The sequence below is a fragment of the Pseudomonas sp. BS3767 genome, assembly GCF_900099665.1.
Classification (GTDB): domain Bacteria; phylum Pseudomonadota; class Gammaproteobacteria; order Pseudomonadales; family Pseudomonadaceae; genus Aquipseudomonas; species Aquipseudomonas cerasi.
Window position 1 is genome coordinate 165,963 of the sequence record NZ_FNCX01000003.1, and the last position, 22,107, is coordinate 188,069.

Sequence of the window (22,107 nt, forward strand, 5' to 3'; positions counted from 1 at the left end):
TGCAACGCTACGGGCCAGCATTACACCCAGCCGCTGACTTGCATTGCCTTGTAAACCGCCACCAGCGCCAGCACGAAGAACGCGCAGGCAGCCAGTCGGCGGATCAGGGTCAGTGGCAGTTTCTCGGCGGCGAAATTGCCCGCCAGTACCACCGGCACGTTGGCCAGCAGCATGCCCACCGTGGTGCCCAGAATGACCAGCCACAGATAGGAATACTGCGCCGCCAGCATCACCGTGGCGATCTGCGTCTTGTCACCGATTTCAGCGATGAAGAACGTAATCAGCGTGGTCATGAACGGGCCGAACTTGCGTGCCGTGCTGGCTTCGTCATCGTCCATCTTGTCCGGAACCAGTGTCCACAGCGCCGTGGCGGTAAAGCTGGCGGCGAGTATCCAGTGCAGCACTGCGTCTGACAGATAACTGCTGAACCACGCACCTACAGCGCCGGCTGCTGCATGGTTGGCCAGCGTTGCGGCAACGATGCCTGCGATGATCGGCCAGGGCTTGCGAAAGCGCGCAGCGAGAATGAGCGCGAGCAACTGCGTCTTGTCACCGATTTCGGCGAGTGCGACCACTGCGGTAGGGATTAAGAATGATTCCAGCATCAGGTTTCCTAAGGGGCGGGCCGACACGGCTATGACACGTACGACCTCCCCGCCCCGGGTAAGGTGTTCGTGTCATAGGTCTTGTCAAACCACCGATCCGTCTGAGCGGATTCCGGGTCGCACGTACCATGGTCTGAGGACCAAGTATGTTGATACGTGCCGGACGAGCATGGCGCTCGTGGGAGACTACTCCCCTAGGACGGAGCGGATTCTGCCTCCGCGAAAACGTTTCGGCAAGTGCTTATTTCAGGGGCGTTTGGCGCTGTAGATTTTGAAACCGTTGCCTTGCGCCCTGACTTCGCACTGCCCGACGTGCTCTTCGATCAACGGCTGATAACGCAGGAAATTATTCGCCACCAAGCGCAGTTCGCCGCCTGATTTAAGATGTTGGCGGGCTTTTCTCAGCAGGTTTTCCGTTGCCATGTAATCGGTATGAACGCCGACATGGAACGGCGGGTTGCTCAGAATCGTGTTCAACCCCATCGGTGCTGCGTCGATGCCGTCACCGGTCAGCACTTGGGCTTGCAGGCCATTGGCGGCCAGGGTCAGGCGCGAGCTGGCGGTGGCGAAGGCATCGACATCGAGCATGATGACTTCGTTGTGCGGGTAACGACGCTTGATCGCCGCCCCCAGCACTCCGGCGCCACAACCGAAGTCGAGCAGGTTTCCGCTGGGCAGCTTGTCGATGTTTTCCAGCAACAGGGCTGAACCACGGTCGAGGCGGCCATGGCTGAACACGCCGGGCAGGCTGACGACGGTAAGCGGGCCGTCCTGCAATTCGATCTGGTAGGGCTTGGCGAGGCTTTCCAGGCTGACGGCTTGCGGTGCGTGCTCGACCGTGACCTGCCACAGCTGACAGTGGCGGGCGCTGTCCAGCTTGCGTGCGCGACCGAACGGGCTCAGTTGCTTGGCAGCCGCTTCAATACCGCCACGTTTCTCGCCGACCAGAAATAGCTCGCGCCCGGCCAGTCGTGAGGCCAGCGCATTGAGCAGGTAGTCGGTCAGGTCGCGTGCCTTGGGCAGGAACAGCACGGCGGCTTCAAAGGCAGTCTGTGGCGCTTCGACGCCGAAATCCACGCGCCCTTCAAAACGTGCGTCCAGCGCCGCCTGATCACCGGCGTGCCAGCACCATCCACGGGCATCCGGCAGTTTTCCGAGCAGGTCATCGGCGGGCAGCCCGACCAACAACAGCGAGCCCTGAAACAGCTCGGCCTGACGGAGTAACACTTCGCTGCGCGGGTCCATGGAATGGCTCCTGAAAAAGCGCGCAGTCTAACAGGATATGGGCCAGCAGGACGCGGAGCGTCCAGAACGGCATGCGACGCAGAGCGTCGCACGATAGTTGCGATGATCGTTCCCCAGGCTCCAGCGTCGCACGATAGTTAGAGCAAGCCCTGCGTCGCATCAATGCGGGCACCTGTTGCGGACACACCAGACAGCGTAATCTGCCGGGTCAGACGTCAATCCTCCAGGAGGTCCCACATGTACTGGGCAGAGTTTCTTACCGTTGCGCTGATTCACTTGCTGGCGGTTGCCAGTCCCGGCCCGGATTTCGCGGTGGTGGTGCGTGAAAGCGTGACTCATGGGCGCAAGGCCGGGACCTGGGCGGCGTTGGGCGTCGGCTCGGCGATCTTTCTGCATGTGGGCTATTCGCTGCTGGGGATCGGGATTATCGTTTCCCAGTCCATCGTGCTGTTCAACGCGCTGAAATGGGCAGCCGCTGCCTATCTGCTGTACATCGGCATCAAGGCGTTGCGCGCCAAACCGGCCTCTGAGACGGGCGATGCCGCCATCAAGGCCACTCCCGGCGAGCGCACGGCGCGCGGTGCCTACATCAGCGGTTTCGTCACCAATGGCCTGAACCCCAAGGCGACGCTGTTCTTCCTCTCGCTGTTCACCGTGGTGATCAATCCGCACACGCCATTGCTGGTGCAGGGCGGTTACGGCGTGTATCTCGCGGTGGCGACGGCGGCGTGGTTCTGTCTGGTGGCGCGACTGTTCAGCCAGGCCCGGGTACGCGCAGGATTCGCGCGCATGGGGCACTGGTTCGACCGGGCCATGGGCGGCGTGCTGATCGCGCTGGGCATCAAGCTGGCGCTGACCGAGGTCCGCTGAAACCTGAATTCAGGACGCCTAACACCGAGCATATGCAGCAACCCGGACGCCCCTTGCAGACAGCACGGGGCGTCTCGCCAAATCATCCCTTTTACTGATTTCACTGGCAGCTCGAGGCCCTAGAGTCCATATTTCCAGCCACGCCTGTGGACTTTGAAAAGGGCTTCATATGTTACAGACTCGCGTTCTTCCGCCCGCCGATGGCGCTTATCAGTGCCCTCTGTTGATCAAGCGCCTGCTGCTGTCCGGCAGTCGTTATGAAAAGACGCGCGAAATCATCTACCGTGATTCGGTCCGCTACACCTACGCCACCCTCAACGAACGCATCTGCCGCCTGGCCAACGTACTGACCGCGGCGGGCGTGAAAGCCGGCGACACCGTGGCGGTGATGGACTGGGACAGCCACCGCTACCTGGAGTGCATGTTCGCCATCCCAATGATTGGCGCGGTCATCCACACCGTCAATGTGCGGCTTTCTCCCGAGCAGATCGCCTACACCATCAATCACGCCGATGACCGTCTGGTGCTGGTGAACAGCGAGTTCACCGGGCTGTATCAGGCGATGTCCGAACATCTGAATACGGTCGAAAAGACCCTGCTGCTGACCGATTTGCCAGACAAGACCGCCGAGCTGCCCAACCTCGTGGGCGAGTACGAGACCCTGCTGGCGGCGGCCAGCCCCGAATACGTGTTCGAGGATTTCGACGAAAACTCAGTCGCCACCACGTTTTACACCACCGGCACCACCGGCAACCCCAAGGGGGTATATTTCACCCACCGCCAACTGGTGCTGCACACCATGGGCGTGGCGACCATCATGGGCTGTATCGACAGCACCCGGCTGCTCGGCAGCGATGACGTCTACATGCCGATCACGCCGATGTTTCACGTGCACGCCTGGGGCATTCCCTATGCCGCAACCATGCTTGGTCTGAAGCAGGTGTACCCCGGCCGCTACGATCCCGAGTTGCTGGTAGAGCTCTGGCGCAGGGAGAAAGTCACCTTCTCTCATTGCGTGCCGACCATCCTGCAAATGCTCCTGAACGCCAAGTCTGCCCAGGATGTCGATTTCCGCGGCTGGAAGATCATCATTGGCGGCAGCTCCCTGACCTGCAGCCTGTATCAGGCCGCCAAATCCCGTGGCATCCAGCTCACTGCCGCGTACGGCATGTCCGAAACCGGACCGCTCATATCCGTAGCGCACATCAACGAGGAGTTGAAAGCGGGCAGTGAAGACGAGCGCATCACCTACCGGATCAAGGCCGGCGTGCCGGGGATGCTGGTGGAGGCCGCCATCATCGATCAACAGGGCAACTTCCTCCCGGCCGACGGCGACACCCAAGGCGAGCTGGTTTTGCGTGCGCCCTGGCTGACCGGAAGCTACTTTCGCGAGCCCGAAAAAGGCGCCGAGTTGTGGGCGGGCGGCTGGTTGCACACCGGCGATGTGGCGACGCTGGACGGCATGGGCTTCATCGACATTCGCGACCGTATCAAGGACGTGATCAAGACCGGTGGCGAATGGGTTTCGTCGCTGGAGCTCGAAGATTTGTGCAGTCGCCATCCGGCAGTGCGCGAAGTGGCAGTGGTCGGCATCGCCGATCCGCAATGGGGAGAGCGGCCGTTTGCCTTGCTGGTGATTCGCGATGGCCACCAGCTCGACGCCAAGGGTTTGAAGGATCACCTCAAGCCGTTTGTCGAGCAAGGTCATATCAATAAGTGGGCCATTCCCAGCCAGATCGCGCTTGTTACCGAAATTCCCAAGACCAGCGTCGGCAAGCTGGACAAGAAACGCATGCGCCTGGACATCGTGGAGTGGCAAAGCAGCAACAGTGCCTTTCTGTCGACCCTCTGACACCTCGGGCGTGCCGTATCCGTCGGCGACGGCACGTGTCTGCGCTGCAGGTCCTGCTCTGTGACTTGCCAAATTTGCAAATTACGCCATCCTCCCCGCCACATGTTTTTTGGCGGCCTCCCGGAAACGGGCGGTCCAGAGGCGTTGGTCGTGCAAATCACACTTTAGAGGGATCTAGCGTCAGAGTGTGCTGGCTATAGTCAGCACCGGGAATGGCAAGAGCGGACCTGGCGTGTGTGTTGATTCGATGACTGATTCGTTTCTGGATTTCCCCACCGCCATAACAATAAAACACAAGGAGTAGCGTCGATGACAAGCACATCCCCCTTCTGGCGTCGGGCCAGGCTGCCTCTGGCTGTCAGCCTTGCCTCATCGCTCGCCAGCCCGGCCTTTGCCGTGACCTTCAACGTTGGCGAGATCGAAGGCAGTTTTGACTCCTCGCTGTCGGTGGGCGCGAGCTGGTCGACGGCCAATCCCAACAAGAACCTGATCGGCGCCAACAACGGTGGGCGTGGTCTGTCGCAGACGTCCGATGACGGTCACTTGAACTTCAAGCGTGGGGAGACGTTTTCGAAGATCTTCAAGGGCATTCATGATCTGGAATTGAAATACGGCGACACCGGCGTTTTCCTGCGCGGCAAATACTGGTACGACTTCGAACTCAAGGATGAAAACCGCGAGTTCAAGGACATCAGCGACTCGGGCCGCAAGGAGGGCGCCAAGTCGTCCGGGTTCCAGCTGCTCGACGCCTTCGTCTATCACAACTATTCGATTGCCGATCAGCCCGGCGCGGTGCGCTTCGGCAAGCAGGTCATCAGTTGGGGTGAAAGTACCTTCATTCAGGGCGGCATCAACAGCGTCAACCCGATCGATGTCTCGGCGTTCCGGCGACCCGGTTCGGAAATCAAGGAAGGCCTGATTCCGGTCAACATGTTCTACCTGTCCCAGAGCCTGACCGACAACCTGTCTGCCGAAGGTTTCTACCAGCTGGAATGGGATCAGACGGTCGTCGACAACTGCGGCACCTTCTTCTCGCAACCCGATGTGATTGCCGATGGCTGCAACAACAACCTGGCGGTCTTGCGCAGCCGCAGCGGCCTGAACAGCTCGCTGACGGCGGCCGGTTTGCCAGCCGGCGCGCGCGGTGCGGTGTTCAATTCGCTGTCGCAGCAGGGCGTGGTGTTCGGCAACCCGGATGAGGGCGCGGTGGTGCGTCGAGGCCCTGACCGCGATGCGCGCGACAGCGGCCAGTTCGGTTTCGCCTTGCGTTACAACTTCGAACCGTTGGACACCGAGTTCGGCGCGTACATGATGAATTACCACAGCCGTGCACCGATTTTCAGCGGGCGCGGCGGCTCGGCCGCTTCGTTCAGTCCGCAAGGGCTGGTCGGTTCGCTGGTTCGCAACGGCATTCCTGCCAGCACTGCCGCCGCGCTGGCCCCCAGCCTGCTGCCGGTGGTGGTGGCGGGCAACTCCAGTTACTACGTTGAGTACCCCGAAGACATTCGCCTGTACGGCCTGAGCTTCTCGACCACGCTGCCCACCGGCACGGCGTGGAGCGGCGAGATCAGCTACCGCCCCAACGCACCGATTCAGGTCAACACCACCGACATCCTCTATTCGGGCATTTCGCCGCTCAACCCCAACGTGTCGCTGCTCAGCGGTCAGCCGAATACGGATCAAGCCGGTTATCGCCGCAAAGAAATCACCCAGATGCAGACCACATTTACCCAGTTCTTCGATCAGGTCATGGGCGCAGAGCGTCTGACGGTGGTCGGTGAAGTGGGCTGGACGCATGTGGGCGGGCTCGAAAGCACCTCCAAAATCCGTTACGGACGCGATCCGGTGTATGGCCCTGGGCCGCTGCCTGGCGGTCAATGCGCAACGCTGAACGCCGGCACGCTGACCGGTGCCGAGCAGAATAACCTGACCCGCTATTGCGAAGACGACGGCTTTACCACTGCCAACTCCTGGGGCTACCGCGCCCGCGCCATCTGGGATTACAACAGCGTGTTCGCCGGGGTCAACCTCAAGCCGAGCGTGGCTTGGTCGCATGACGTCAAAGGCTATTCACCCGGCCCTGGCGGCAACTTCGAAGAAGGGCGCAAGGCCGTCAGCCTGGGGCTCGATGCCGAGTACCAGAACACCTACACCGCGAACCTTTCCTACACCAACTTCTTTGATGGTAAGTACACCACGGTCGATGATCGGGACTTCGTGGCGCTCAGCTTCGGCATGAACTTCTAAGAACATGGTTTTCAGGATGACGATGAACATGAAAATAACAAAAAGTCTGTTGCAAGCCGGGGTTCTGGGTCTGTCGCTGCTGGCGACAGGGGTGATGGCTGCGGTATCCGAGTCCGAAGCGGCAAAGCTGGGCACCTCGCTGACGCCGATGGGCGCGGAAAAGGCCGGTAATGCGGCCAACACCATTCCGGCCTGGAGCCCGATGCCGAAAAACGCCGGGGCGGTGGACAGCAAGGGTTTCCTTGCCAACCCCTACGCCAGTGAAAAACCGCTGTTCATCATCACCGCGGCCAATGTCGAGCAGTACAAGGACAAGCTGGCGCCGGGCCAATACGCGATGTTCAAGCGTTACCCGGACAGCTACCGGATTCCGGTCTACCCGACCCATCGCGGTGCCACCGTGCCGGATGACGTGTTCGCCGCGATCAAAAAGAATGCCACCACCACCAAGCTGGTCGGCGGCGGCAGTGGTCTGGAAAACTTCGACACGGCCATCCCGTTCCCGATCCCGGCCAGCGGTGTCGAGGTCATCTGGAACCACATCACCCGCTACCGGGGCGGCAGCGTCAAGCGTCTGGTCACCCAGGCTACGCCACAGCCCAATGGCTCCTACAGCCTGGTGTATTTCTCCGATCAGTTCGTGTTTCGCGACAAGATGAGGGATTTCGACCCGAAAAATCCGGGCAACGTGCTGTTCTACTTCAAGCAGGAAGTCACCGCCCCGGCGCGTCTGGCCGGTGGCGTGCTGCTGGTGCATGAAACCCTCGATCAGGTGAAGGAGCCGCGTTCGGCCTGGCTGTACAACGCCGGTCAACGCCGCGTCCGGCGTGCGCCGCAGGTGTCCTATGACGGGCCGGGCACCGCGTCCGACGGGCTGCGCACCTCCGACAACCTCGACATGTACAACGGCGCGCCGGATCGATATGACTGGAAACTGATCGGCAAGCAGGAAATGTACATCGCCGCCAACAGCCACAAGCTGGACGATCCGACGCTCAAGTACGCCGACATCATCAAGGCCGGCCATATCAACCAGGACCTGACCCGTTACGAACTGCGCCGCGTCTGGCACGTGACCGCTACCCTCAAGGAAGGGCAGCGTCATATCTATGCCAAGCGTGACTTCTTCATCGATGAAGACACCTGGCAGGCTGCGGTCATCGACCATTACGACGGGCGTGGTCAGTTGTGGCGCGTGGCCGAGGCACACTCGGAAAACTACTACGACAAGCAAGTGCCGTGGTACGCGGTAGAAACACTGTACGACCTGCAATCGGGTCGCTACGTGGCGCTGGGCATGAAGAACGAAGAGAAGAAAGCCTACGAGTTCGGCTTCACGGCCGGCACCAGCGACTTCACCCCCAACGCGCTGCGTCAGGAAGGGGTTCGTTGATACCTGATCGATACACGCTGTAGCGCAGCGCCTGCCTTGTACGCCTGAAAAGCCCCTTGATCGGGGCTTTTTCAGTTGTGGAAAGCGGCCTTATAAGCTGTAGGAATTTTGTTACAGTCTTTTCGGTGATGGCCTTTCAAAAGTAGCGATTTACCCGCTAGTCTCCGAACACCGCGATGCCGAAACAACGATTCCTACACGAGCCGGCCATGACTGATCTGTCCCGAATGCAAGGGTTTGCAGACGGCGCGATTCCTGCGTTGGAAGGGCGATTTTTCCGTCCACCTCTGCCTGAGGGTTATGTTCCCCGTGCGCGCCTGTGTCAGCGTCTCGATGCAGGGCTTGGCGGCCGACTGCTGCTGATCTGCGCCCCGGCCGGGTTCGGCAAGAGCTCGCTGGCTGTCGAGTTCTGTCAGGGGTTGCCGGACAACTGGCAAAACGTATGGCTGGGTCTGAGCGCGCGGGACAGCGACCCGGGCCGTTTTCTCGAGCGTTTGCTGGCCAGCCTTCAACAGTTCTTCCCGCAACTGGGCGTGCAGGCGATGAGCCTGCTGAAGATGCGCCAGCGCCACCAGCCGTTTGCCTTCGAGGAGTGGCTCGACGGCCTGCTCGACGAATTGGCCATGCACCTGATACTGAGCAAGCCGCTGCTGCTGGTGCTCGATGACTATCATCTGGCCCAGGGACCGGTACTCGATCGCTGCCTGCAGTTCCTTCTCAATCATCTGCCGGCCGGGCTGGTGGTGATGGTGACCAGCCGACAGCGCCCGGACTGGCATCTGGCACGCTTGCGTCTGACGCGGCAGTTGCTGGAAATCAACGAACAGGACCTGCGCCTCACGCACGCCGAATCCATGGCAGTGCTGGAGCGGCACTGCGGGTCGCTCGACAGCGAGGCGTTGCAAAGCCTGATTCAGCGCAGCGAAGGCTGGGTCGCCGGGCTACGCTTCTGGTTGCTGGCGGCATCCGAAGCCGGCGACGAAAGCGCCTTGCCTCAGGCGCTGCGTGGCAGTGAGGTGCTGATTCGCGAGTACCTGCTTGAAGAAGTGATCGACTGCCTGCCTGCCGATGTTCAGGCGTTTCTCTATGACACCGCCTGCCTGGAACGCTTTTGCGCCGAGCTGTGCGACGCCGCGCGGGACAGCCATGACAGTGTTGAGATGCTGGGTTATCTGCAGGCGCATCAGGTTTTTCTGGTGCCGCTGGACGAGCAGGGCCATTGGTTTCGCTATCACCATCTGTTTTCCGATCTGTTGCGCGCGCGTCAGGCGGCCGGTGCACCACCGACCCGTCTGCACCTCAATGCCTGCCGCTGGTTCAGCGCTCAGGGCCAACTGGACGAAGCGGTCGAGCAGGCGTTACGCGCCGGGCATCTGGATGTGGCGGCCAATCTGGTGCAGAACCTCTCGGAAGAGCAACTGCTGGCCGAACAGAACGTCGGCATGCTGCTGCGCTGGAAGATGGATTTGCCGGATGACCTGCTGACCAGCACGCCACGCCTGATCGTGCTCTACGCCTGGGCGCTGGGGCTGGCCTGCCAGCTGGATGCCGCCGAAGAACTGGCCAATCAACTGAGCCGGTTTCTGCCGGCGCCCTCGGCCACGGCTCAGAAATCCATGCTCGCCCAGTGGCTGGCGCTCAGCGGCATCATCGCCCGTGGCCGTGGAGACAGCGAAAAGACTCAGCGCTATTGCACCGAAGCCCTGCTGAGCCTGCCGGAAAAACGTTATGGGCAGCGGCTGGTGTGCCTGTCGACACTGGCCAACCTCGCGGTTGCCAACGGTGATCTGTGGCGCGCCCGCGTGTTGAATCGTGATGCGCTGGAGCTGGCTCAGCGGGTCGCCAATCCGTTGTTCGAGGCGCTGGCGCATTACGACCGCGCCCGAGTCCTGCAGGCACGGGGCGAGATTCTGCGCGCGCTCGAGGAAGTACGGCAGGGGCAGCAACGCCTCAAAGGCTTGTCCTCCGTTCGGCTGTACGCGGTCCGCGCGCGTCTGACGCTGTATGAAGGCTACTTGCTGACCCTGCGCCTGCAGGTGGACGAGGGGCGGGTGTTATTACTGGCCGGCCTGGCCGAGGCGCGCGCCTGCCGCGACATCAGCGTGCTGATCGGTCATTGCGTGATCGCCACCATGGAAGGCTGCGCCGGCCGCTTTGCCGAAGCCTTCGCCGAGCTTGCCGAGGCCGAACGTCTGATGCACATCTGGGACGTGCCGCCGGTCTACTACCTGGCGATGATTACCCTGGTCAAATGCGAGCTGTGGCTGTTGCAGGGGCGCATGGACCTTGCCGAAGCATGGCTGCTGCGCCTGACGCAAACCTACAACGGCGGTCTCGGCGCTGCGGCCCCCGAATGCCATCCACAATTGCCGCAACACATCGAGTTGCAGCGTGCCGTACTTGAACGACTACAGGGTGACGGCGTTGCCTGCGAGCGGCGCTTGCGGGCGCTTGAGCTGCGCGCTCAGGAGGTGGGGGCGAAACTGCTGGGACTGATCGCCATGACCCAGCAGATCGGCCTGCTGCTGAGCCAGGCGCGACGCGATGAGGCGCGGGAATTGTTGCTGCGCAGCCTGCCCGCAGCGTCCGGCGGCGCACTGATACCGTTCAAGGCGCTGATTGCCGAGCACCCCCAGTGGCTGCATGAGCAACTGCTGCAACTGCCACCCTGTCGGGTTCGAGCTGCGCTGCTGGAAAAACTCCCGGTCTGTTGCACGCCGTTGCACGAGCCGGCACATGGCGGCGATTGCCTCAGCGTGCGTGAACTGGGAGTGCTGCAACTGATTGCACAGGGCTGTTCCAATCAGGAGATCAGCGAGCAGCTGTTCATCTCTCTGCACACCGTCAAGACCCACGCCAGTCATATCAACAGCAAACTGGGGGTCGAGCGTCGTACTCAAGCGGTGGCGAGGGCCAAGACGCTGGGCTTGCTGGGTTGACAGCGGTGGCGTTCACCGGGCCGCTCAGGCCGGGCTGCCCGCCCACAGCGTATCGACTTCTTCCAGCCCCCAGTCGGTGGGTTTTTCGATTCTGACGATCCCGTCCGGGTCGGAAGGGCAAGTCAGGTCGATGACTTGCGCGGCGAACGTCTTGCCGGTGCGAGCTGACATGAACACCTTCACTTTCGGTTTCAGCAGCGATGCCTGACCTTGTTCGACCACCACGCCGAGGCGCCCGCTCTCCAGGCGTACCAGTGTGCCGATCGGGTAAATACCCACGGTCTTGACGAAGCTTTGAAACACCACATCGTCAAAATGCCCTTTCCACGAGGCCATTTCGCGAATCGAATGGGCAACGCCCCAGCCCTTTTTGTAAGGGCGGTCGGAAGTAATCGCGTCATACACATCGCAGACCGCGCCCATGCGCGCGAAGATGCTGATCTGGTCGCCTTTCAGGCCATGCGGGTAGCCCGACCCGTCGACCTTTTCGTGGTGATGCAGGCAGACGTCAATCACCGACGCTGCCACGGGCTGCGTCTCCATGAGGATCTTCACACCCAGCTCGGGGTGGGCCTTCATGATCTCGAATTCGTCGCGGGTCAGGCGGCCCGGTTTGTTGAGCACCGCCGGGGCGATCATCATTTTGCCGACATCGTGCATCAGCCCGGCCACACCGGCCTCACGGACCTGATCGTCAGGCATGCCCATGCGTTTGGCCAGCGCAACCATCAACGCGCAGACCGCCACCGAGTGCATGTAGGTGTATTCGTCGGATGTCTTCAGGCGTGACAGGCTGATCAGCGCGTGCGGATGGCGCAGGATCGAGTTGGAGATTTCTTCCACCAGCAATTGCACATTGCCGACATCCATGGCCCGGCCCATGCGCGCTTCGGTAAACATGGACATGACCGCATCTCTGGCCCGTCCACAGATCACCCTGGCGCGTAGAACTTCCTTTTCGAGACTGGTCGGAGTCGTATCGTCGCTGGCCGATGGCGCTGTCGAGGCGGCCGAGGGCCCGGGTGCCAGTACACGGCTTTTGCCGGTTTCGATCCAGACTTCCTGGGTGCCCGATTGCTGGATGCGCCTGAGCACTTCAATGTCATCGAGCATGACTTCGACCAGGCCTATCCAGAATGGATCATTGGTCCAGCGGCGGCAGATTTTGTGGATGTACATGCCCAGGGCAAGCTCAGCCACAGGTATTTTCTTCAGCATGCTCAGCCACCCGCGTGCATAGGCATGCCAGGCGGCGGGTAAGCGCGACGAGCATACGATGGGCTGCTGGCGGGTATCAGCAGGATGCAGGCGCTATGGACCGACATGACTTCACCTCATTGACTGCAAGGATCATCCTGATCTCACAATGCCAGTATGCGGAGGTGTCGCAAAAAATCATGCCTATTTGGTGCATTCCGGTGGGTTCATTCTGCAAGTCCGCCAGTCAGCCGGCAAAGCCTTCATGACACTGGCGTTTCGCTCGGCAGGTGATGATAGCGACGGGCGAAGTACACCAATGCGTCTGCGCCGCTCTGATGCCTGATATCCACGACTTCGCAGAACAGGATGTCATGCGTGCCGACGCTGATCGACTGGCTCACCTTGCAGTCGAGCGCCAGTTTCGCACCGTCCAGGATCGGCGCGCCGGTCACTCCGGGTTCCCACTGGCCGCAGGCAAAGCGTTCCTGCTGTGAGCTCTTGCCGCCGAACAGGTTGGACAAGTCCTGTTGACCGTTGCCCAGCGTATTGACGCACAACGTGCCGTTCTCCATGAAAGCGTCATACACCGATGCACTGCGGTTGATGCAGACCAGCAGCGTCGGCGGTTGATCCGTCACGCTGCACACGGCGGTCGCGGTAAAGCCGGCACGTCCGCCAGGGCCATCGGTGGTGATGACGTTGACGGCGGCGGCCAGGCTGGACATCGCCTCGCGAAACGCCAGCTGGCTGACAGCAGCGATAGGCAGAATGGTGGGAGCTGCAGAGGAAGTAGTCATGAAATGAGTCCTTTCAGGGTTGTGTGCCGAGAAAATCGAACAAGGCGCGTTGGAAGGGCTGTGGATCGGTAATGTTCGAGGCATGGCCGCCATAGTCCAGCAGCGCCAGCGTTGCATTCGGCAGCGCGTTGGCCAGGTGCCGGGATTGCTGCCAGGGCACCAGCATGTCGTCGCGGTTGGCAATCAACAGGGTCGGGGTGTGGATGCGCGCAAGATCGGCCTCCACGTCGAAGGTTTCCAGCGCATGGATACGCCGCAGCAGGTTGTCGGTGTCGGGAAAATGCGCCAGCGCGTGGGCTTCGTCATCGGCCAGCCGCGGACCGTTGGCGGCGATCCAGTCCGCCGGGTAGAGGAACAGCGCCTGAGCCTGTACGTAGGCCTCCGGTCCGCTGTTCAACAGCAGTTTTTTGCGCACTGAAAAGCAGCGCGCGCTGTGCGGGTTCGGGCTGCTCCAGGCATTGATCAGTACCAGACTTTGCAACAGTTCCGGACGCAGCAGGGCCAGTTCCAGACCCACCAGGCCGCCCAGCGCATGGCCCATGAAATGGCAACGCTGGATACCGAGTGAATCGAGCAGGGCCAGCAACTCGATAGCCATGTGCCGGATCGAATAATCCGCCGGCAGCACCGCAGGGCTGCGTCCGGTTCCGGCATGGTCGTAGACGAGCACGCGGTAATCGCGGGTCAGCAGTGCCAGGTCATCCGCCCAGTAGCGACCGGACCCGCCCAGCCCGGAGCTGAGCACCAGGGTCGGTGCATCGGCATGCTGGCAGGCATGAAACTCATGGAACATGGGTTTTCTCCGGGTGGGCGTCAACTGCCCACAGTCGCGATTCAGCCGATGTGGGCGATGCTGGCGATTTCGATCAGCGCCTCGGGTTTGACCAGGCCGCACTGGATGCAGTAACGGGCCGGTTTCTCGCCCGCGAAATACTCGGCATACACTTCGTTGACTTTGGCGTAGTCGGCCCAGTCACGAATCATGATCATGTTGAACGTGACATCGTCCATCGTCCCGCCCGCGGTCTCGACCACGGTTTTGATGGCTTCCAGCACGTGACGGGTCTGCGCGGTGGCGTCGCCGACGTGTACCACGTTGTTGTCCTTGTCGAACGGCAGCGTGCCCGAGACATAGAGCACGCCGTCGGCCATGGAGCCCGGTACGAACGGCGCGATGGGTTTGCTGGTGCCGGCAGGGATGATCGCTTTTTTGGTCATACTGATGTCCTCACGAAGGTTGCCCGACAGGGCTGAAAGTGGTGCAGAAGTCATCGACGCTGGAAACCCAGCCAAAGAAGGTTTCGATGTTGAACAGCGCGGCTTGCTGAGCGAATTCGGGGCCTGCCTGATGGGTCGCGTCAGCCAGTACCACGCCGAAATACTCCAGATGAAAACCGTCGCGCAGGGTCGACTCGACGCAGACATTGGTGGCGATGCCGGTAAACACCAGATTGCGAATGCCGCGGCTGCGCAGCACGCTGTCGAAGCTGGAATTGAAGAAGCCGCTGTAGCGGATTTTCGGCACCACGATGTCGCCAGGCTGTGGCGTCAGCTCGTCGACCAACTGGTAGTCCCAACCACCCTTGGCCAGCAGTTGCCCTTCGAGTTCAGGGCGCTTGCGCATGGTTTTCAGGGCGTTGGACTTGTGCCAGTTAGGTGAGCCGGGGCCACCGGCCTCGACATAGGCCGGGTCCCAGCCATTCTGGAAAAAGATCACCGGAATGCCTGCCGCACGTGCGGCGGCACAGGCCTTGTTGATATTGGCGATGACCGGCCCGGTGCTGCTGACATCGAACCCGGCCAGGTCCAGATACCCGCCGAGCGATGCGTAGGCGTTCTGCATGTCGACCACTACCAGCGCGGTTTCGCCGGGTTTCATGCGCAGCGGTTCGGGACGGGCGGGTAGCTCGCGGGCGGGCTGCACGTCCGGCAGGTCAACGCCTGCGACGGTTACCGAGGTCGTCATCAGACCACCTCCTTGAGTTGCGCAATGTGCTTGCGGCTGGTCATCAGCGGCTGGATTTTCTCGCCGAAGTCTTCGACCCCTTTGACGAAATCATCGAACGTCAGCATCACGCCTTGGGTCCCCGGCACACTGGCGACTTCGTCGAGCATTCTTGCCACTGTGGCCCACGACCCCACCAGCGTGCCCATGTTGATGTTGACCGCTGAGGTCGGGTCGGCCATCTGCCGCAGATTGGAACCGGCACTTTTATCCGCCGAACCTTTCTCGCTCAGCCAGGCGATCGCTTCTTCATCGGCACCGTCCTTGATGTGCTCCCAGCGAGCCCGTGCAGCTTCGTCGGTATCGTCGGCGATGATCATGAACAGCACACAGGAAGTGACGTTGCGGCCGGTCTTTTCATTGGCTTCGATCAGTTTCTGTGCGGTTGGCGCAAAGGCCGTGGGGGTGTTGACGCCTTTGCCGAAGCAGAAGTTGTAGTCAGCGTATTGCGCCGAGAACGCCATGCCCGCTTCACTTTGACCGGCGCAGATCAGCTTCATGTCGGCCTGTGGGCGAGGGCTGACGCGGCAGTCCTGCATGCTGAAATGTTCGCCCTTGAAGTCGCTGCTGCCGGTGGCCCACAGGTCGCGCAGAACCTGAGCGTATTCGGCCAGGTATTCATAGCGGGTGTGGAAGAACTCGTCGCCCGGCCACAGGCCCATCTGCTCGTATTCCGGCTTCTGCCAGCCGGTGACGAGGTTGATCCCGAAGCGGCCATTGGAGATCGAATCGATGGTCGAGGCCATGCGCGCGGCAATGGCGGGCGGGATGGTCAGGGTGGCAACCGTGGCGAACAGCTGGATCCGGCTGGTCACTGCGGCCAGGCCGGCCATCAGCGTGAACGACTCCAGGTTGTGTTCCCAGAACTGCGTCTTGCCGCCGAAGCCACGCAATTTGATCATCGACAGCGCAAAGTCGAAGCCGTAGCCCTCGGCCTTCTGCACGATCTGTTTGTTCAGCTCGAAGGTCGGCATGTACTGCGGAGCATTGCTGGAAATCAGCCAGCCGTTATTGCCGATGGGGATGAAGATACCAATGTCCATATGAGGCCTCTCTGCGTGGGTCGATGCGTGCCAAGGCGCGACTGGCGGCACTTGAATCGTCTTTCAATCGTCTCTTGATCTTCTGCATTAAGCGGGCCAGAAAATTTTGTTGTTTTTATTCAAAGGCTTGAAAGTTTTCATGGTTTATTTCAGACCATTTGGTCCGAATCAGAGCACTTGGTTTGTGCAGGGCGCACGCAGATGGGGCAGGGCTGACGGCGCAGGCAATCCGTATCGACAAAACAGCTGCGCCCGTTAAGATGCCCGCTCATTTCGGCATCACTGGATGGATGTGCGTGAACAAGAAACCTCCCCTGGCGGACCCGGCGAACAAGCGCGTACGCAAGGTCAAGCCGGAGACCGTGGTCAAGACGACCCGCGAACCCAGTGCGACATCCCTGAAGCGGCGCATGCGCCTGATGAAAGGCAAGCGCACGCTGATTCTCGATGCGGCGCTGGAGATATTTTCCCGCTATGGCGTGCACGGCAGCAGCCTGGATCAGGTCGCGAGCCTGGCGGACGTCTCCAAGACCAACCTGCTGTATTACTTCAGCAGCAAGGACGACCTGTACCTGAACGTGCTGCGCCAGTTGCTTGAGGTATGGCTGAGCCCGCTGGTGCACTTCACCGCCGACAAGGAGCCGGTGCAGGCGATCAGTGCCTACATCAAGGCCAAACTGGAGATGTCCCGCGATCATCCGGCCGAATCACGGCTGTTCTGCATGGAAGTGATGCAGGGCGCACCGCTGATTCAGGGCGAGTTGCAGCACCCGTTGCGTGACACGGTGCAGGCCAAGGTGGCGGTGATTCAGCACTGGATCGACAGCGGCCAGTTGGCCCCCATCAACCCGCATCACCTGATTTTCACTCTGTGGGCGACCACTCAGCATTACGCCGACTTCCGCACTCAGGTCGAGGCCGTGACCGGCAAGACGCTGGATGATCCGGTGTTTTTCGAAGAAGTGCTGGCGAGCCTGCGCAGCATGGTTCTGGGCGGGATCCTGCCGCGCAAGTTGTGAACGGGGGGCGCCGGCCCTGACCCGCGCACCCCGCCTGCGCAGTGCGCGGACGTCCTGCACAAACCAAGTGCTCTGATTCAGACCATTTGATCTGTTTTATTCGTCTCGATGGCGTCAGGTCGTTGTTCCGTAGCGTTTTTCCTGTACTGGCATGGATGCTGCTAATGCCTGCGTGTGCGGTCCTCATCGGCCATTACCCTCAGGAAAACGTCTATGTACAAGAAACTGTTGCCCGGGACATTGTGTGCGGCCGTAGCGTTGGGAGCGGTCGGCCTCGCTCAGGCTGAAGGATTGACCCTCGAAGGGAAGCCGAAAATCGCCATGGTGTATATCAGCCCGCGCAATGATGGCGGCTGGACTCAGGCCTTCGACGAAGCACGTGTGAAGCTTGAAAAGGATCTGGACACCAAGATCCAGTACGTCGAGAGCGTGCCCGAGAACGCCGCGGCCATTACGCCGGTGGTCGACCGCCTCATCGCACGCGGTGCCAACATCATCGTCGGCACTGCGTTCGGCTACTCCGACACCTTTCTTGCACTGGCCAAAAAATACCCGAAAGTCGCGTTCCTGAATGGCTCGGGCACCACCAATGCGCCCAACCTCGAATCGTTTTACGGGCGTACCTACGAGAGCCAGTACCTGTGCGGTATGGCCGCTGGTGCGGCCTCGAAGACCGGCAAGCTGGGCTTCGTCGCCGCCAACCCGTTCGGCCAGGTCAACTGGACCATCAATGCCTATGAACTGGGCGCCCGGCAAATCAATCCGAAGGCCACCGTCAACGTGGTCTATACCGGTGCATGGAACGATCCGGTCAAGGAGCGCGCGGCCACCATGGCGCTGATCGACAACGGTGCCGATGTGGTCGGTCAGCACGTCGACAGCCCGACACCGCAGATCGTCGCACAGGAGCGGGGCATTCATGGCACCGGCCACCATCGTGACCTGAGCGAGTTCGCCCCCAAGGCGACGGTCTGCTCTTCGCTGTGGGTCTGGGATCGCTTCCTCGGGCCGGAGCTGAAGAAAATCATTGCCGGCAACTGGACGCCGCCTGCCAACGGCGCGCTGCTGTCGATGCAGCAGGGCGGTACCGATATCAAGCTGACTGCGGACACGATCATTTCCGATGCAGACCGCAAGAAGATCGAGGCCGAGCGCGCCGAGCTGCTGGCCGGCAGGAAAATCATCTACAGCGGTCCGCTGGCCGATCGTGACGGTAAGGAGCGAGTGGCGGCCGGTCAGCAATTGTCTGACCCGGACCTGTGGAAAATGGACTGGTTCGTCGAAGGCGTGAAGACTCAGCAATGAGTCAGGTCAATGCGCTGCAACTCACCGGCATCAGCAAATCGTTCGATGGCTTCAAGGCGCTGATCGATGCCGACTTCACCGCCTGTTGGGGGGAAGTGCATGCGCTGCTGGGCGAAAACGGTGCAGGCAAGTCCTCACTGATGAACATCGCCGCCGGGCTGTACGCACCGGAAACCGGCACCCTGCTGCTGGACGACAACCCGGTTCAGCTTCAGGGGCCGAGGGACGCCAGCCGTTACCGGATCGGCATGGTCCACCAGCACTTCAAGCTGGTGAAACCGTTCACGGTGGCGCAGAACATTCTCCTGGCGCTGCCCGAGCAACCTGGCGAAGGCAGCTATCGCAAGCGTCTGCGTGCGCTGGAACAGGAGATTGTCGGCAAGGCCGAGGCGCTGGGTTTTGCGATTGATCCGGCGCGTACCGTCGACAGCCTGTCAGTCGCCGAGCAGCAGCGTGTCGAGATCCTCAAGGTGCTGCTGGCCGGTGCGCGGATTCTGATCCTCGATGAACCGACAGCAGTGCTGACCGATCAGGAGGCCGAGCGTCTGCTGCTGACTGTTCAGGCATTCGCCCGACAAGGCGCGGCGGTGGTTCTGGTCACGCACAAGATGGCTGACGTCAAACGCTATGCCGACCGGGTAACCGTGATGCGTGGCGGGCGCACCGTGCAAACCCTTGACCCGCAGAAGGTGAGTGTCGAGCAACTGGTGCAGCTCACGGTAGGTGAGTCCGTGCAGGTTGCCGAACATCAACCGTCGACACCCGGCGAGGTGCGTTTGCAGGTCAAGGACTTGCGCAGCGTCGGCAGCAGTACGCTCAACGGTGTCAACCTGAGCCTGCACGCCGGGCAGATTTACGGCATCGCAGGCGTGGGCGGCAATGGTCAGGCTGAACTGGCCAACGCCCTGATGGGGCTTCCGCAAGCCACTGAGGGTGAAATTCATGTGGCCGGGTTTGGCGATCTGCGCGGCGCGTCGGCCGATCAGCGTCGGCAGTTGCGCATTGCCTCGATCCCGGCCGACCGCTACGGCGCGGCGCTGGCCGGGTCGCTGTCGGTGGCCGAGAACTTTGCCATCGGCAACCTCCACAGCGGGCAATACGGCTCTTTCTGGCGCCTGGGCTACAAGCGTCTGAAACAGGATGCGCAGCGCGCCGTGGCGGACTTCGACGTACAGGGCGTGCGCTCTCTCGATCAGAAAGCTGCGTTGTTGTCGGGAGGCAACGCCCAGAAACTGGTGATCGCCCGCGAATTCAGCCGCGACCCGCAATTGGTGCTGGTGCACAGCCCGAGCCGGGGCCTGGATGTGCGTGCCACACAGGCGGTGCATGCCCGCTTGCGAGCGGCTCGGGACGCGGGCGCTGCGGTGCTGGTGATCAGCGAGGATCTGGACGAAGTATTGGCCCTGGCTGACCGTGTCGGCGTGATGAACGGCGGGCGCATCGTCGCCGAGTTCGCGCACCCTGCCGACCGGCAAGCCATCGGCAAAGCGATGGTGAGCCATGACTGAATCAGTACATCCGATGAAATCCGCACGGCAACCGTTGCTGGCGCGGCGCTACACCCTGGAACTTCGTCAGCAGACCGGCTGGCTATTGCAGGCGCTGATCATTGCCCTGGCGTTGCTGATCGGGCTGGCGATCTGCACCACCATTCTGATTCTTGCTGGCGTGCCTGCTGACGAGTTGCTCAACGAATTCGTCGTGCAGACGGTGTTCGATGGGCAAAACTTCAAGGCAGTGCTGTTTCAGGCATCGCCGATGATCATGGTCGGGCTCGCCGGGTGCATGGCGTTTCGAGCACGTTTCTGGAACCTGGGGCTGGAAGGCCAGATGATCTGGGGGGCGATTGGCGCTACGGCTATCTCGCTGTTTCAGGTGGGGCCGGAGGCCTTGCGTTTGCCGCTGATGATGGCGGCAGCCGTTATCTGCGGATTGCTGTGGAGCCTGGGCCCGGTGCTGCTGAAGCTCAAGTGGCAGGTCAACGAAATCATCTCGACGCTGATGCTCAATTACATCGCCGCCAATTTCCTCCTGCACCTGGTGTACGGCAGTTGGAAGGACCCGCGAGACAACTTTCCCTATTCCCCCGCGTTCCAGAGCTTCGAGCGGCTGCCCGACCTGTTTGCCGGGTATAACGCGGCGATCCCTCTGGCGCTGCTGGTCACCGGTCTGACCCTGTGGTTCGTTGGTGTTTCGCGAGCGGGGTTGTACCTGCGCTTCGTCGATGCCAACCCTAAGGTCGCCGGGGCCGTGGGCGTCCCGGTGCGCAAGATGATCATCGGCACCGTGCTGCTGTCGGGCGCGCTGGCGGGGCTCGCAGGTTTTGTCGTGACCTCGGGGCAGGAGGGGCGCCTTACCCAATCGTTCTATCAGGGCTACGGGTTTTCCGGGATTCTCATCGCTTTTCTGGCCCGCAACAATCCAGTGGCCGCAACCGTGGTCGCGCTGCTGATCGCCATGCTGTTCGTCGCCGGACGCAATCTGCAGGTGTTCTATCAGATTCCGTTTTCGATGGTGCAACTGATCCAGGCGATTCTGGTGATCTGCGTCGCGTCCTCGGACTTTTTCATCCGCCATCGCCTGCGGCGCATTCAGGCAGGAGAACGTTGATGGAGCTTATTTCCCACTGGCTGGGCAGCGCACCGGATTTTGCCGTGCCGTTCGCCCTGGCAGCGCTGGGCCTGATCCTCATCGAGCGCAGCGGCGTACTGGCGCTGGGCGTCGAAGGGCTGATGCTGGTCGGCGCACTGGCGGGCATCGGCATGCAGTTGAGCCTCGGCTCGCCTGGCCTTTCGCTGCTGGCGTCGATGGCGGCGGCAGGTCTGGTGTCGTTGCTGTTTGCGCTGATGGTGCTGGTGCTGCGGATCAATCAGGTGATCGCCGGGCTGGCGCTGGTGTTCTTTTGTCAGGGCTTGACCGGGTTGCTGGGCACGCTGCTGGGCTGGACCAACCGCCCGGTCAGCGGCTTGCAGGCGGTCGAGCTGTGGCCGTTGTCCGAGCTGCCTGTGGTGGGCCGGGTCTTTGTGCAGAACCCGTTGGTGTACCTGACCGTGGTGATTTTCATCGCGGTGGTCTGGCTGCTCGATCGTACGCGCACCGGGCTGCGTCTGCGCGCGGTCGGCGAGAACCCGCAGGCCGCCGATGCCGCAGGTATTTCCGTACTTGGTTACCGCTTGGCAGCGATTGTCGTTGGTTCTGCGTTGATGGGGCTGGCCGGCGGTTTCATTGCCGTGCTCAGCACCAAGATGTGGATCGCCGACATGACTGGCGGGCGCGGCTGGATTGCGGTTTCGCTGGTGATATTTGCACGCTGGTCGCCCTGGCGTGCGCTGGCTGGCGCCTTGCTGTTCGGCGGGATCGAGGCACTGATTCCGCAATTGGCGGCAACCGGCGTGCGCCTGCCTCAGTATTTCGTCCTGATGACGCCCTACGCGGTCACCCTGTTGGTCATGGTCTGGGTGGCGAGCGGCAAGCGGCAATCGAGCAGCCAGCCCGGTGCACTGGGTGAACCTTACATTCGCGAGGAGCGTCGCTGAGCGATGCGCGCAGAAGCCCGCAAGACGGGCGGTTCAGCACGGGTTAAGGAA

Annotated in this window: 18 protein-coding genes and 1 riboswitch; of the genes, 10 read left to right on the plus strand and 8 right to left on the minus strand. The window is 61.4% G+C overall.

Translation table 11 applies throughout. From position 1 onward, the window contains the following. Positions 1-20: 20 nt before the first annotated feature. Both BLR16_RS09815 and BLR16_RS09820 read right to left on the minus strand, forming a co-directional pair. Positions 21-605 carry a TMEM165/GDT1 family protein gene (locus BLR16_RS09815; protein ID WP_003365548.1) on the minus strand — a complete coding sequence of 195 codons (585 nt, stop codon included), beginning with the start codon at positions 603-605 and terminating at the stop codon, positions 21-23. 13 nt (positions 606-618) lie between these two features. Continuing rightward, positions 619-812, minus strand: a riboswitch (yybP-ykoY riboswitch). Between the two features lie 39 nt (positions 813-851). Continuing rightward, entirely contained in the window at positions 852-1,850 is a 999-nt protein-coding gene (locus BLR16_RS09820) for a class I SAM-dependent methyltransferase (protein ID WP_054080647.1), read from the minus strand. 237 nt (positions 1,851-2,087) lie between these two features. Here BLR16_RS09820 and BLR16_RS09825 point away from each other — a divergent pair, with 237 nt between their 5' ends. From BLR16_RS09825 to BLR16_RS09845, 5 genes are all read left to right on the plus strand, one after another. Then, positions 2,088-2,720 (plus strand): LysE family translocator, encoded by a 633-nt coding sequence (locus tag BLR16_RS09825; protein ID WP_074805781.1) that lies wholly within the window; start codon positions 2,088-2,090, stop codon positions 2,718-2,720. A gap of 169 nt (positions 2,721-2,889) precedes the next feature. Continuing rightward, positions 2,890-4,572: a fatty acid--CoA ligase gene (locus BLR16_RS09830; RefSeq protein WP_074805778.1), complete on the plus strand. Its 1,683-nt coding sequence runs from the start codon at positions 2,890-2,892 to the stop codon at positions 4,570-4,572. Between the two features lie 309 nt (positions 4,573-4,881). Next, positions 4,882-6,819, plus strand: coding sequence for a DUF1302 domain-containing protein (locus BLR16_RS09835; protein ID WP_003365537.1), 1,938 nt, complete (start codon positions 4,882-4,884; stop codon positions 6,817-6,819). A gap of 28 nt (positions 6,820-6,847) precedes the next feature. Continuing rightward, positions 6,848-8,212: a DUF1329 domain-containing protein gene (locus BLR16_RS09840; protein ID WP_003365535.1), complete on the plus strand. Its 1,365-nt coding sequence runs from the start codon at positions 6,848-6,850 to the stop codon at positions 8,210-8,212. Between the two features lie 209 nt (positions 8,213-8,421). Beyond that, on the plus strand, positions 8,422-11,151 hold the full coding sequence (locus tag BLR16_RS09845; RefSeq protein ID WP_161437924.1) for a winged helix-turn-helix domain-containing protein: 2,730 nt from the start codon (positions 8,422-8,424) through the stop codon (positions 11,149-11,151). Positions 11,152-11,175: 24 nt separating this feature from the next. Here the strand turns inward: BLR16_RS09845 and BLR16_RS09850 are convergent, their stop codons facing one another. The 6 genes from BLR16_RS09850 to rutA form a co-directional block, all read right to left on the minus strand. Continuing rightward, positions 11,176-12,369 carry an HD-GYP domain-containing protein gene (locus BLR16_RS09850; protein ID WP_074805771.1) on the minus strand — a complete coding sequence of 398 codons (1,194 nt, stop codon included), beginning with the start codon at positions 12,367-12,369 and terminating at the stop codon, positions 11,176-11,178. A gap of 242 nt (positions 12,370-12,611) precedes the next feature. Beyond that, positions 12,612-13,148: an NADH-dependent FMN reductase RutF gene (gene rutF / locus BLR16_RS09855; protein ID WP_058397484.1), complete on the minus strand. Its 537-nt coding sequence runs from the start codon at positions 13,146-13,148 to the stop codon at positions 12,612-12,614. A gap of 13 nt (positions 13,149-13,161) precedes the next feature. After that, positions 13,162-13,941 (minus strand): pyrimidine utilization protein D, encoded by a 780-nt coding sequence (rutD, locus tag BLR16_RS09860; protein WP_044309914.1) that lies wholly within the window; start codon positions 13,939-13,941, stop codon positions 13,162-13,164. A 41-nt stretch (positions 13,942-13,982) separates the two neighbouring features. Then, complete coding sequence (gene rutC, locus BLR16_RS09865) at positions 13,983-14,366, minus strand: pyrimidine utilization protein C (RefSeq protein WP_003365523.1); 384 nt, start codon at positions 14,364-14,366, stop codon at positions 13,983-13,985. A gap of 10 nt (positions 14,367-14,376) precedes the next feature. Then, a complete protein-coding gene (gene rutB / locus BLR16_RS09870) occupies positions 14,377-15,114 on the minus strand; it encodes a pyrimidine utilization protein B (RefSeq protein ID WP_044309915.1) in 738 nt (245 codons plus the stop codon). After that, positions 15,114-16,196 (minus strand): pyrimidine utilization protein A, encoded by a 1,083-nt coding sequence (gene rutA, locus BLR16_RS09875; RefSeq protein ID WP_003433682.1) that lies wholly within the window; start codon positions 16,194-16,196, stop codon positions 15,114-15,116. The genes rutB and rutA overlap by 1 nt, the downstream gene beginning before the upstream one ends. Positions 16,197-16,486: 290 nt before the next feature. Between rutA and rutR the strand changes: the two genes are divergently transcribed. The 5 genes from rutR (at position 16,487) to BLR16_RS09900 (ending at position 22,056) form a co-directional block, all read left to right on the plus strand. Then, positions 16,487-17,215: a pyrimidine utilization regulatory protein R gene (gene rutR / locus BLR16_RS09880; RefSeq protein WP_074805764.1), complete on the plus strand. Its 729-nt coding sequence runs from the start codon at positions 16,487-16,489 to the stop codon at positions 17,213-17,215. A 213-nt stretch (positions 17,216-17,428) separates the two neighbouring features. After that, entirely contained in the window at positions 17,429-18,520 is a 1,092-nt protein-coding gene (locus tag BLR16_RS09885) for a BMP family ABC transporter substrate-binding protein (protein WP_003365515.1), read from the plus strand. Then, a complete protein-coding gene (locus BLR16_RS09890; RefSeq protein ID WP_003433679.1) occupies positions 18,517-20,028 on the plus strand; it encodes an ABC transporter ATP-binding protein in 1,512 nt (503 codons plus the stop codon). The genes BLR16_RS09885 and BLR16_RS09890 overlap by 4 nt, the downstream gene beginning before the upstream one ends. Further along, complete coding sequence (locus BLR16_RS09895; RefSeq protein WP_042930348.1) at positions 20,021-21,130, plus strand: ABC transporter permease; 1,110 nt, start codon at positions 20,021-20,023, stop codon at positions 21,128-21,130. Before BLR16_RS09890 ends, BLR16_RS09895 begins: the two co-directional genes overlap by 8 nt. Beyond that, positions 21,130-22,056: an ABC transporter permease gene (locus tag BLR16_RS09900; protein WP_054080658.1), complete on the plus strand. Its 927-nt coding sequence runs from the start codon at positions 21,130-21,132 to the stop codon at positions 22,054-22,056. The genes BLR16_RS09895 and BLR16_RS09900 overlap by 1 nt, the downstream gene beginning before the upstream one ends. Positions 22,057-22,107 lie beyond the last annotated feature (51 nt).